8 protein-coding genes and 1 pseudogene are annotated in these 13,350 nt (G+C 41.5%); 5 read left to right on the forward strand and 4 right to left on the reverse strand.

The window, feature by feature from the left end:
- From A4S05_RS41295 to A4S05_RS02605, 5 genes and pseudogenes are all read left to right on the forward strand, one after another.
- Positions 1-625, forward strand: a pseudogene (locus A4S05_RS41295) (helix-turn-helix domain-containing protein); the annotation flags it as partial.
- A 53-nt stretch (positions 626-678) separates the two neighbouring features.
- The gene (gene dnaB / locus A4S05_RS02590; protein ID WP_069068263.1) at positions 679-2,043 is read left to right on the forward strand and encodes a replicative DNA helicase; all 1,365 of its coding nucleotides are present in this window, start codon (positions 679-681) and stop codon (positions 2,041-2,043) included.
- Between the two features lie 21 nt (positions 2,044-2,064).
- Positions 2,065-2,469 (forward strand): hypothetical protein, encoded by a 405-nt coding sequence (locus A4S05_RS02595; protein ID WP_256090795.1) that lies wholly within the window; start codon positions 2,065-2,067, stop codon positions 2,467-2,469.
- Positions 2,470-2,475: 6 nt separating this feature from the next.
- A complete protein-coding gene (locus tag A4S05_RS02600) occupies positions 2,476-2,868 on the forward strand; it encodes an ASCH domain-containing protein (RefSeq protein WP_069068265.1) in 393 nt (130 codons plus the stop codon).
- A complete protein-coding gene (locus tag A4S05_RS02605) occupies positions 2,865-3,368 on the forward strand; it encodes a DNA cytosine methyltransferase (protein ID WP_069068266.1) in 504 nt (167 codons plus the stop codon). The genes A4S05_RS02600 and A4S05_RS02605 overlap by 4 nt, the downstream gene beginning before the upstream one ends.
- Before the next feature lie 71 nt (positions 3,369-3,439).
- Here the strand turns inward: A4S05_RS02605 and A4S05_RS02610 are convergent, their stop codons facing one another.
- The 4 genes from A4S05_RS02610 to A4S05_RS02625 form a co-directional block, all read right to left on the reverse strand.
- A complete protein-coding gene (locus tag A4S05_RS02610; protein ID WP_256090796.1) occupies positions 3,440-5,971 on the reverse strand; it encodes a CHAT domain-containing protein in 2,532 nt (843 codons plus the stop codon).
- Complete coding sequence (locus A4S05_RS02615; protein ID WP_069068268.1) at positions 5,949-8,489, reverse strand: two-partner secretion domain-containing protein; 2,541 nt, start codon at positions 8,487-8,489, stop codon at positions 5,949-5,951. Before A4S05_RS02615 ends, A4S05_RS02610 begins: the two co-directional genes overlap by 23 nt.
- A 75-nt stretch (positions 8,490-8,564) precedes the next feature.
- Positions 8,565-11,777, reverse strand: a complete 3,213-nt coding sequence (locus A4S05_RS02620) for a two-partner secretion domain-containing protein (RefSeq protein ID WP_069068269.1) — start codon at positions 11,775-11,777, stop codon at positions 8,565-8,567.
- 126 nt (positions 11,778-11,903) lie between these two features.
- Complete coding sequence (locus A4S05_RS02625; protein WP_069068270.1) at positions 11,904-12,758, reverse strand: helix-turn-helix domain-containing protein; 855 nt, start codon at positions 12,756-12,758, stop codon at positions 11,904-11,906.
- Positions 12,759-13,350: the final 592 nt, after the last annotated feature.

Below are 13,350 nucleotides of genomic sequence, written 5' to 3' on the forward strand. Positions count from 1 at the left end.
GTTGTTCGATAAAAAAAACGAACAAGCAAACAAGAAACCAAGCAAACCAAAATTTCAGTCGATTGATGATTTGCTCAATCACATCTTGCTTGACCCCGGCATCTTGGCATCTGAGCCTTTACCCGCAGTTTACAGAAATGAAATCAAGCTCCGTTCTTGGCGTTTCCCCTGGCGTACTTCTTGCAGAGACAACATTTACCAAACTTGCGATCGCCGTTTGGTGGAGTTAATCGCCAAGGAGAGAGCCGAGTGGGACAAGGTTAATTGGCAGCAAAAAGTCCCCACTGTGATCAAATCAATCAGCAATTTGGAGGTTAGTAAAGCTGGTTTAGAAGAACTGCTGGTTTATTGGTCAAAAGTTCTCTCTTCATCTACGCCACAAACTGAAGAATCAAAAGCCAATGACCAACCCATCGGTTACTACTCAAATCGTTCTCTTGATTGGCATAAAGCGACCTTCAGTGAACTTCTAGACCGCATGGATGAAGTTGGTAAAGACAAAGCGATCGCTTCTTTCAGCAGCCGTTATGACCAACAAGACCCAGGTGCAACGCTCAAATGGTTGGATTGGTTAAAACTTACACATCCTCAAATGTATGTCTACTTGCATCCACAAGCTGCGTGAGCAATATGGAATCTAGATTTTCTAGAAATCAAAATTTTCAAATGAGGTAAACTATGACACAAGACAAATCAAACTTCACATCGCAACAAGACCGCTTGCCCCCACAAAGCATTGAGGCTGAAGAAGTAATACTTGGTGGCATCATGCTCGATCCAAGTGCCATGAGCCGAATCAGTGATCGCTTAGTGGCAGATGCTTTTTACATCAATGCCCACAAAGACATTTATCAAGCAGCCCTACGACTGTACAGCCAGGGATTACCAACGGATTTGCTTTGCGTCACCAACTGGTTGTCTGATAATGGTTTATTGTTCCGTATTGGTGGACGCAATAAACTGGCTAGTCTGGTTGACTGTACTGTGTCAGCTGTGAACATCGATGCTTTAGCTGACTTGGTAATGGAAAAATACCAAAGGCGGCAGTTAATCCTTGCTGGCACTGAGATTGTTCAACTCGGCTATGCCACCGAAACCGATTTACCTGTAATTCTCGACGAAGCCGAACAAAAAGTCTACTGCATTAAGTCTGAGCATTCTGCCTCTGACTTGGTTCATATTTCTCATGCCCTAGCCGACACTTTTACCGAAATTGAAGCGCGTCATGCTGGTACAGGCTCACCAGCACTGGCTAGTGGATTTTATGACCTGGACAGCATACTCGGCGGTGGTTTTCGCAAAGGACGGTTGTATGTACTGGCTGCTCGTCCTTCTGTTGGTAAATCCGCTTTGGCTGGTAATCTCGCTCTCAATGTTGCCAAAACTGGGAAGATGCCGATCTGCGTTTTCAGCTTGGAAATGTCTACTGATGAGTACGTACAGCGATTTTTAAGCAGTGAATCTGGCATTGAAAATAATTTTCTAGAAACTGGGAATGTCTCTGACAGCCAGTGGCAACCCTTGAGTGTGGCGATCGCTACGTTAAGCGAACAACAGATTTTCATCAACGACGAATCTTGCCCTTCTCTTAATGAAATCCGTAGCCAAGTCCGCCGAATTTCATCCCATTACGGTGGTGTTGGGCTTGTGATCATTGACTACTTACAACTGATGGCTCTTGATACTGATTCACGGGTGAACATGGCTCAACGAGTCGGTGAAATCAGCCGGGGATTAAAAAGATTAGCCAAAGATTTGGATGTGCCTGTACTGGCTTTGTCCCAACTCAACCGCGAAGTTGAACACCGTAACGATAAACGCCCTGTACTAAGTGATTTAAAAGACAGTGGTGCTGTTGAGCAAGACAGTGATGTTGTAATCATGCTTTACCGCGAAGAAATGTATAACCCTGATACTCCAGATCGTGGCATTGCTGAGTTAGTCGTTCGCAAGCAACGCAATGGCCCCACAGGTACAGTCAAGCTTTTGTTTGACCATCAGTTTACCAGATTCAAGAATTTATCTCGTGGTCGTAGTTTTTAAGGCTCTACTGGAGGATAAACATTGTCTTTTACGCGGGAACTGAGAATGATTGAAACTTACCAACAACTTTTACAACAATGGGCGGCTCTTGCCCCTGATGAATGCTCTACTACTGACCGGGATTACAGGTTTAAGGTAAAAGTGCTACCCCAAGTTGAAAAATGTTCTTTCGATAAGCCCTGGCGTTCGATTACTTCCAAAAACCTTACTTGGCGACTTCATGTAGCTGAAGATGTAATTCTTAGACAGTTGAATTTTGTTCTTCTAACAGTTCTACATCGCTGTTCTGTCCGTCAGTCCAATATTCATTTCACTTTCGTAGAGCTTGGAACTATTGCCACAATCTGCAATGGACTGAAGTCGCAAATACACCCACATCCAGCGATCGCGGCATTAGACGCATACATTCAATTACTGGAGTTTTAAAACACCGTGAAAGCGCTATCCGTCCGTCAGCCTTGGGCATGGGCAATTATTTATGCTCTCAAAAATATTGAAAACCGAGGCTGGCCCATTCATTATCGCGGCGACATTCTGATTCACGCCGCCAAAACCTGTACCAAAAAAGAGTACCAGGTAGCGAAAGAATTTTGCCAAAGCATGGGGATAATAATCCCAGAATTAATCTCTCTACGTCGCGGTCAAGTTATTGGCATTGTCACAATAGTAGACTGTCAGTTTTCACAAGTTGCATCTGGCTGGGGAATGGCTGGGCAATACCACTGGAAGCTGGAAAATCCGCGCGAGATTACACCAATTCCTTACATCGGCCAACTGGCGATTTTTGAAGTGCCGGATGATTTGGTCATGGAGGTGGCTGCATGACTAAATCAGTAATAGCTAAGTTATCTGTAATACCCGAAAAATTCTTAGAGAAAGGGGTCAAAGGCTCACAATGCGAATCGGTTAGATGTTTGTATCCGTACCTCAAAACTAAAAAGTTACTTGATGGGTCAACCTTTATCAAAAAAGCGAAATCCAAAAAGACATCACCAAAATTAGATGTCTGCAAAAATTTTGATAACACAAAAATAAAACCAATACTCCCAGATGATGCCCCGATCGCCGTAGTACTTTTCGCTGGTGGCGGCGGAATTGAAGCGGGGATGGTTCAAGCTGGTATTCGCCCAGTCATTGCAGTGGAATTTGACCCAAGCAAACCAGACTTGAGCAGGGCGATCGCCAAAACCCATCACCACAACTTTAGCGGGTATGGCTGTAGAATAATCCAACTAACAGTGCAAGAAAGTAGCACGGTTAGGATTTCTAGGTTTTCCCCGCCGCCCCGATTACCTCCATGCTTCTCCAGTATGCGCCAACTTTAGCCATTGGTTGAAACTCCCGAAATGAATTCATCAAAAGATTCATAAATTCGCATTGCTCCCAACGAAGTGAGTTAAAGCCAATTTCCTAATAACACGAAAGTTGCCCAAAAATAAGGACGCTTTTCTTTTTTCAATAGAGCTAATTGGGCTTGCTGAAGTGCTTTAGCTCTAGTTGTTCCTTTGTTTAATTCTTGATACAAGTAATTCATAATTTCACTAGTAGAAAAATCATCTATTGACCATAAAGTTGCCACTATACTTTCTGCTCCGGCTCTGACAGCGATTCCAGCTAATCCTAAAGCTGCTTGTCGATCGCCTGTAGCAGTTTCGCACGAACTAAGAACTAGTAATTCAATATAATTAGAATAATTTGAGTTATTTCGCTTGAGTAAATCAACTAAATCTTCAATATTGAGCAGTTGATCCCAAGTGAGAATAAAAGTTTTTTCAGGATTAGAACTAAATTGACTGTGAGTCGCTAGATGAACTACAGAAAAAGCAGATGATTGTAGTTTATTTTGAAGATTAGTTTTAGTAAATTTGCTATCTAAAAGTTCTTCACTCTGGGGTATCTCAACCTGGATATTGGCTAACTCTTTCTTAACATTAGTTAGGGGAGCAAATTCTTGACCTTCGATAGAGCGTTTTTCGCTGACTCCAGCAGCTAAAACCTTAATTCGTGAACTCCGTAGAGGTTTTGGCTCGACAAGTTGCAAGCCAGGTGCGATCGCAATCGCATATTTTTCGACTAAGTATTTCTGTTGTTGGGTATCGTACAAAACTGCCATAGGAATGTTACTTAGGGAACTATCTAGAACAAATATTAAAGTTTCGATGCTGCTGCTATTTAAATCTGCTTCTAAAGGACGAATTAACCAATCGTATACCTGTTGAGATAAATTTTTGACTTGAGAAGTCCGAGTCACATTTGGCAGATATTGTTGTAACTTAGTGAGAGTGCTTTCTACATCCTCTTGGGATATGGAAGTTGCATAATAACGAAGTTCCTTTTGCTGAGGCAACTTGAGAACAATTGCTAACTGATTCTCCAGAATAATTGGATAAATAACTGCTGCGTTGGAATCATCTTTATCTATAACTCGATCAATCGCAACTCTAGGTTTTAAACAGGCTTCTTGCAGAAAATTTTCTAGTTCTGCTAATTGTAGAGATTCAATCGTAGTACGAGCTTTTTGAAGATTATTGTTCTTGATGAACTCAGAATTTCCTTGATTTTGCAAGAGCAACTCAACTAATTGACGATAAACAGGTTCAACTTTTTCCCGAAAGGAAAACTGCATCTGAGAATTAAGAGCATTGATCTCGAAACGCAGAGATTGCAAGCTAGCAGTAGCCACATCATAAGCTGCGATCGCTCCCTTAATATCTCCCTGAGCTTTCAGGATATGTCCTAATTGCCATTGCCACTGATAGGCTACATCGGTTGCTTGGATTGCTTGAGCCTGAAAAAGTGCTTTTTGGGTAAGGGCTAGAGCTTCCGAGAATTGCTGGTTTTCTTCATAAAGCCAACCAAGATACCCCAGAGCATAAGATTCAGCACGCTGATCGCCTAGGCTTTGTGCTTGTTGCAGAGCAATTATCAACTCTTTGGCAATATCTTTCAAGTCAACAGGAGCTATAGCAGAGTAGTGATTAAGGCAAACTAGACTTTTAGCAAAATTAATCCGTGCAGAAATTGTTGTTTGCGTCTTAGGCAAGTCTTTCAGCTTCAACTCAATTTGTGGTGCTAAACTCTGTGCTTGTGCTAGCTGATTAATTTTGAGCAGAAGACTCAGATGGTTGAGTTGTGCTTGCACCCAAGTATCAACAGATAAGGATTTAGTTGCTGCTTGCACATACAGTAAAGTTGCTTGCTGATAAAACGAAGTTTCTGCATCATCTTTGACTTGTTCCCCACAACTTAAAGGACTAGAGTTTTGTTGATTGATTCTACCTTGTTGGATTTGTATTCTCTCACCTAAAGTTCGTTGAGCATTACCAAGACTTAACAAAACTGCACTTTCAGTAGTCGGCGATGATAGCTGGTGAGCAACTTGCAAACTGATATTTAAAACTTCTGTTGACAAATCTGGGCGATTAAGTTTTTGTAGGACATCACCAAGGCTACGCAAGCCGTTAGCTTTAATCAGAGAATTGGGTTGAGATTCAAGAGTTTGTAACCAAGAAATTTGTTGATATTTTTCATTATTTTGGATTAATTTTCGGCAGTCAGGCTGGGCAATATCAAAGGCTTGTAATATCTGATTACAAGCTTTGAGATCCAGTCCGTTGGCTTGCAGGGCTTCGGCTACATTAATCAAACTTTGAGTTTTGCCTTCTTCATTACCTGATCGTTTGTAAGCATTAGCAGCCTGTTGCCAAATATTTGCCGCCGCATCAAATTGTCCTGCTTCATAGAGGTTTTTGCCTTCAAGTTCTAACTTTATAGCCTCGATCGCTTTTTCTGTTGCTATTGCCGGCTCAGGTAAGAAAACTGGGATCTTGAGAGAGAAAATTATCCCTAATAAGACGAGGGCAATTGCTTTGAGCAGCTTGAATAACCTACGTCGCCAAGTTTTTCTAAGAACCATGACAGTAACCATGCTTTGTCCCCAAGCTAGAAGCTTCAGAAGTTGCAGAGGCTATCAAAATCACTCGTCCTTGCTCATCAAACTTCCAACTATTTGCTTCTAATGTGGAATTTATCTGTGGAGATGAGTCTTGTTTTTCGGTTTCAATAGTGCTTGCAGAAAATGCGATCGCTGGCATACGTAAAGCTTCTCCTGGCTGTGGAGGTAATCCACCTCGTCCTGTAATAATAAATTGGCTTTGAGGTTGATTGGTAGCAACTGGTCGTACCGAACACCTTTGAGCAATTAGTTTGCTGACATCAACTACATTTGTCGGTAAAGCCACTAACTCATTGCTGATATCTGCATTTTGGATATCGATGACTATCTCCCCATCAAATTGGGGGTTTTGTTGAGAAAAAGCGGTGATATCGCTGAATTCAGTTAAGTTTTCCCGCTCTTCTATCCCAAAAATTCCCTGAGTAGTAATTTTGATCAAACCACCTTTACCTGCAAAAGCATTAGCGGTGATATCACTATTTTCTGAAGGGACAGCGACTAAAAACTTTGTGTTGATGTTTATATTGCCACCATTACCCCCAGATATCTGTGTGCCAGCTGTGGTCGAGATGGTACTATTGTCACGTAGCAGTAGTATGTCTCGTACTTGCAATTGAATATTACCACCTTCACCACTAAATGTATCTGCCAATAAACGCGATCGCCCTTGCAGCGTTAAGGAGTCAGTTGTAACTCTTAAATCTCCTGCATTTCCTTGACCCCCAATTCCTGGGCCAGTGTTGGCAACAGATAGACTAGCACCATTGGTCAACGTTAACTGAGGTGTATTAATCACAACTGAGCCAGAATTGCCCGTTGCAATTGGTGGCAGCCCTAAAATAGCTTGTAAAAAATCAGGCGGAGTCACAATATCAGAGCTAATCCGACTACTGATAAATGTTGTAACTACAGGACTAAAATCTAGAATACTAGAATTAGCAATTTCAATAGATTCTGTGGCGTTAATTGTGACATCACCGCCGTTACCACTAGAAAATCCACTAGAAATAATTGAACCTCCGTCTCTGAGGCTAAGTCTAGGGGTATTAACAATAATTTTTCCGGCATGACCCTCGCCAAAGGAGTTAGAGACGATCGCACTATTTGACAATAATGCATTTGAATTGCCCTGAATATCAATCAGGTTTGTAGCGTTGAGTGTAATCTGTCCTGCATTTCCTTCACCCAATGTCGAATCTGTGATTTGCGCCCCATCCCGGATTTTTAAAGTGCCAGTCGATACCGTCAGCCCCCCCGCTCCTCCGGTGCTAAAGGTCGCCGTGGTAATTGCGCTAAGATCAGACGGGTCAATAGGTGAAGTTCCAGTCATTTCTATCAAATCTGGTACATCGATGGTGACATTGCCACTTTGGGCTGAACCAAAGGTTTGGGAAGCAATATTACCTCCATCCCTAAGAATCAGACGAGGTACAGCAATATTGATATTCCCTCCTCCTCCTGCACCGAGTAACTGAGTAGTAAAACGACTAGACAAAGCTGGAGTTGTGCCATTGATTGCCAAGGATTCACTACCGATGATTTGTATGTTCCCACTAGGTTGCTCACCCAAATTTTGTCCAACAACAATTGAGCCGTCTTGCAAAGCAATATTCCTACCTCTTAACTGAACAGAACCTGCCCTGACACCACTAACATCTACTAACGCCGCAGAGCGAAGTTGAATATCCCCAAATTCAGTCGTAGGTGTGGAATTGATAGTTGAAAATTTATTGTTTTGCCCAATTACCCATTGGCCATTGCTCAAAGCCGCCAACTCAATCTTGCCAGAGTCAGCAGTCAACAAACCGCCATCGAGAGTGATGTTTCCTCCCACTAAAACCAAGGTATTGCCAGGAAAAACCTCTAAACCTGTGCCAATATTGCCTCTGCGATCGAGCAGAGAAAGCCCAACTTTGGTGATATTATGTCCTGAACCTTGGACACGAATCTCTCCCGAATTAGCTGCAAGTTGCAAGCCAACAGGTGTACTGATTGTCAGAAGAGGGGGGGTAGAGTTGGTTATACTCAATTGTGAACCGTCTGCAAACTTGATATTAGATGCTGTAGAACCAACAAAAGAACCACTAATATTCAGCTTTGCATTAGAACCGAAAATAATACCCGTGGGGTTCAGTAAGAATAGACTGACCTGATTTTTGCTATTAATAGTCTGAATCAAGCCATTAATATCAGAAACATTGCCACCCGTCACTCGACTGAAAATGGTCGATATATTCGGCGTATTAACTAAATCAAAAGTGGCAGATCCACCTGTAGGAATGGAAAACTGACTAAAACTGTGGAACAGATTGCTATTTGCCCCACTGCCATTGATAATAATAAAATCGCGATTATCAACAGATTTGACAGTTGTGTTGGTAGTGCCGTCAGAAGTTACCTGGGCTTTGGCAAAGCTAGATAAGGTAAGTATCGCCCCTAAGGTTAGCACCATAGCATTGACCCAACGCAATAAAATAAACGGTGATTTCATCACTTAATTTAAATTAATACTTTATAAGTACTCCAAGTCAACCAAATTATCTCGCTGTTTTTTTACTAATTGTAATTACGAATTACCTCGACAGTTGCCGTGCTTGATCCCCAAACTAGAAGCGTTAGAAGCAGTCAAAATGACTTGTCCTTGCTCATCAAACCTCCAACTATTGGCTTCTAATAGGGGTGTGGAGGGTATATCTGGAGATTGGTCTTCTTTTTCAGTATTAATAGTGCTTCCAGAGAGTGCGATCGCTGGCATACGTAAAGCTTCTCCTGGCTGTGGAGGTAATCCACCTCGTCCTGTAATAATAAATTGGCTTTGAAGTTGATTGGTAGCAATTGGTCGTACCGAACACCTTTGAGCAATTAGTTTACTGACATCAACTACATTTGTCGGTAAAGCTACTAACTCATTGCTGATATCTGCATTTTGAATATCAATGACTATCTCGCCATCAAGTTGGGGATTTTGTTGAGAAAAGGCAGTGATATCGCTGAATTCAGTTAAGTTTTCCCGCTCTTCTATCCCAAAAATTCCCTGAGTAGTAATTTTGATCAAACCACCTTTACCTGCAAAAGCATTAGCGGTGATATCACTATTTTCTGAAGGGACGGCGACTAAAAATTTGGTGTTGATGTCTATATTGCCACCATTGCCTCCAGTCTCCTCCTGGCCAGCTGTGCTAGAAATACTACTATTGTTGCGTAGCAGTAGTAGGTCTCGCACCTGTAATTGAATATTACCACCTTCACTACTAAATGTATCTGCCAATAAACGCGATCGCTCTTGCAGAGTTAGAAAACCAGTTGTAATTCTCAAATCACCTGCATCACCTTGTCCTTGGCTATTAACGGAAATTTCCGAGTTATTGGTCAGATTTATAGAGTCAAAAGCCTCAATTTGGATATTTCCACCTTTTGCTTGTCCTAGTGTATTAGCTGCGATCGTTGCTTTATCGCTCAGTGTTAACCTAGAGTTAGGCATCATTAAGTTAATCCCGATATTTCCTCCATTCCCTTGTCCAAAGGTAGTGGTACTCAAAAAACCGCCCTGTGTTAAAGTCAAGGAGTCTGCTTTGAGATTAATGTCGCCACCATTTCCGATTGCTGATGGGGCTAACTGACTGGAGATTCCACTGCTAAAACCTCTGCTGTCTATACCATCTAAGTTAACAGCACCCTTCACATCCACAAAAATATTCCCAGCATTTCCTCTTCCGTCAGTACCGGCACTCAAAAGACCTCCTTGTGTTAGAGTCAGAGATCCGGCTTTGAGATTAATGTCGCCACCATTTCCAATTGCTGAGTCTGTGACTATAGTGGCTATGCCAGTATTAAAGTCTGTGTTGTTACCGTCTATGATCACAGCACCCTTCACATCCACAGAGATATTCCCAGCATTTCCCCTACCTAATGTGAAAGTATTCAAAGCACCACTTTGTCTTATTGTCAGCGAGTCTGCTTTGAGATTAATGTCGCCACCATTTCCAATTCCCGACGATCTGACTACACTAAAGATACCAGCTTCGGCATTTATAGTTACAGCACCCTTCACATCCACAAAAATATTTCCACCATTACCTCTTCCCAAGGTACTAGCATTCAAATCATTACCCTGTCCTAAAATCAGGGACTCTGCCTTAATATTAATGTCGCCACTATTTCCAACTCCCGATGATAGGACTTGATTACCAATACCACTGAAAAATTCTGTGCCTTCTCCCTCAAAGGTGACAGCACCCTTCACATCAATCAAGATATTGCCGCTATTTCCTTTTCCCGATATACTGGCATTCAAAAAACTGCCCTGTTTTACAGTCAGGGATTCTGCCTTAATATTAATATTGCCACCATTTCCAACAGCCGGTGATAGCACTTGATTGACAATTCTACTAGACAAGCCAACACTACTTGGATCGTCTAAGGTAACAGCACCACTTACATCAACTAAGATATTTCCAGTATTTCCTCTTCCAAAGGTATTAGAACTTAAAACACCTGCTTTTAGAGTGAGAGACTGTGCTTTGAGATTAATATTGCCACCATTTCCAATTGCCAGAGGCCGCACTGAATTGATAATTCTACTAGGAAGGCCATCGCTACCCAAACCATCCAAAATGACAGCACCACTTACATCAACTAAGATATTTCCACTATTTCCTTCGCCCAAGATGCGGGAAGCTAACTCACTTCCCTCAGTTAAATTCAGTGAGCCTGCTTGAATATTGATATTCCCACCATTACCTGTAGCATCCTCACTGACTTGGTTGGTAACACTGCTTGATTGACTGATGGATATGGCTTGTGTGGCATTTAAAGTAATATTGCCTGCTGTAGTTTCTGGTGTCCCCAAACCTGGTGCAATCCCAGCATTGAGAGAACTGCCTCTACTAATATCTATATTTTTGGCATGAAGTGCGATCGCACCACCAGAATCAGCAGCCACATCGACAAAAGCCCCATTTGTCAGCGATATATCCCCTCGCACAACTTGATTAGGAAATGTTAATGCCGGATTTTGGTTATTCACATTCAACCCAACTTCCCCGGAACTAGCGACACTTCCTAACTCCACTCGTCCCCCTAAAGCGTTTAATCCCCCTGCATTCAAGACGTTTCCTCCCACTAACAGCAAGCTTTGGCGATCGCCAACTCTCAACCCAAATACAGGGTTATTTACAGCATCTACTCCAGCCGCAGCAATAGAACTGTTTTCGATTAACCCTGCACCAATTTGATTAAAAAACAAGGCTGAGGGTTTTATTGTTAATAATGATGGGGTTTCTGGCGATGAGGCACTAAAAAATCCTTGTTCACCAAACTTGATGGCATTGGCTGATGTGGCTACAAATGAACCACTGACATCTAAACTTGCATCTGCCCCAAAGATAATCCCATTGGGATTAATTAAAAATAAGTTGCCATTGCCTAATACTCCCAACTTCCCCAAAATTTCTGAACGACTGTTCCCTGTGACTCTCCCTAAAATGTTCTCAATTCCCCCAGGATTACTAAAATACACAGCACGTCCTTCACCGACGTTAAATTCTCGAAAACTATGGAACAGGTTCACACCTCGCTGCGCTCCACCTGTGATTAGCTCTTGACTCAGACTGTTTTCATCGATTACTACTCTGGAACTCTCGCTTCCTAATGTATTATCAGGCACAATAATACTCTGTGCTAAGGTGGGTTCTATTGATGAAATGACAGTTATTTCAACGAAAGCTAGGCAGATCGCTAATTTCAATTTTTTTCTGTAATGCCAACTACTGTGAGTCATACTGGATATATCTTTTAACGTCTGCTGTCGATGATTCTACGGCAATTACGAAAAGTCTTAGGTTAACTTTAGGTAAACAAGCTCTGAAACCATTACCAAGAATTGTGATTCAAACAAAAAAGGCTTTTATACATAGATGAACTGAGCTTTTCTCCAAGCTTGAGGCGTAGTTTGATGATTTTGGCGAAACTGTCGGAAGAAATGCCCTTCATGTTGATAGCCTACTGTCTCGGCAATCTGACTTACTGATAGGTTGCTTTCCCGGAGCAAAGTACGTGCTGCTAACATCCGACGCTCAACAATCCAATGATTAACTGTTTTTCCTGTGTGGCGGCGTATCATATTAGTTAAGTAAGCTGGACAGTAACCGACTGCTGTCGCCACATTGCACAAGCTAATGGATTGATGATAGTTTTCTTCAATAAAATTGAAGACTTGATTCAACAGGGAGTCTAAAGGAAATATTGATGGTGGATACGTTGGTGTTGCTGCCTGGAGATTGTACAACTCTTCGGGGGAAGTGTGTTGTTGATTTTTTTGTAAAGCTGATGAAGAAAGCTGTTGTGGCTTGATATGACAGATAAAGAGATAACTATAGTTTTTACCTTCGCATTCTATGGAGGTGACAGTGATATCTACTGGTAGGCTATGACCTTCTGTTGTAAGATGTCGAGTCTCAAAGGATAAATAACGCTGCTTTTTGATGGTGTTGCAAAAGTTTGACCAAACATTGATCAAGAAATCTAGGTTTAAGTCTTGTACACCCATAGATATCAATTGATCATGAGAACAATCAACCAGACAACAAGCTGCTTGATTAACGTATAAAAGTTGTGCATTTGGTTTTTCATTTGGCTCTATCCAGAAAATTGGATCTGTTACACGATCCATCAAAAACTGAGTAAAGCGTAACTCTTCATGTTGTAATCTCAGTGTACCTTGAAAATTACTTTGCCCAGCAATACAAGTGCTAGAAGCCATAGTTCAACCTCACTGTAATTAATAGACTGATCCAAAATAGAGAAATACTTACTAGAAGTGAGTTTTAGGGATGAAGGTGAAGATTCAGCCGCGTCAGGTAGTCTATCTAATTGGGGTTTGACAACATTTAATCGCACAATGATTTAAGGAAACTCCAAAAAAGAAATTATTCAAACTTATAGGGTGAGCAACATTATCGCCTTATGGACTTAGCTCTCGTGTCGCCCACCCCACAGGAGTTAATTGGATATTTTTTTATTTGGAAGTCCATAAACTCGAAGCAAAGGTACGAGCAAGAGAAATTAAACTGGTCAAATCTTGCCCAAAATCATACTTTTGGAAATATAGGCAAAATTACACTTATTACTTAGTTAATTCATAGTTTATATTAACTAAGTTAATAAATTCAATTATCAAGGTAATAAACCAAGGTTAAATTAAGTTTATCTTTTGGCAAAACTTTACAATGTATTTTTTGATCTGATTACTGAGTAAAATATTTTCACCGTATATGGAAAACCTCTCTTTTGAAGTGGGGTTGGTGGATCGAGTCTTATCCGAACCGTATTGAGACTGGAGATGTTTTTCAGAT

It is taken from the genome of Nostoc sp. KVJ20 (assembly GCF_001712795.1).
Taxonomy (GTDB): domain Bacteria; phylum Cyanobacteriota; class Cyanobacteriia; order Cyanobacteriales; family Nostocaceae; genus Nostoc.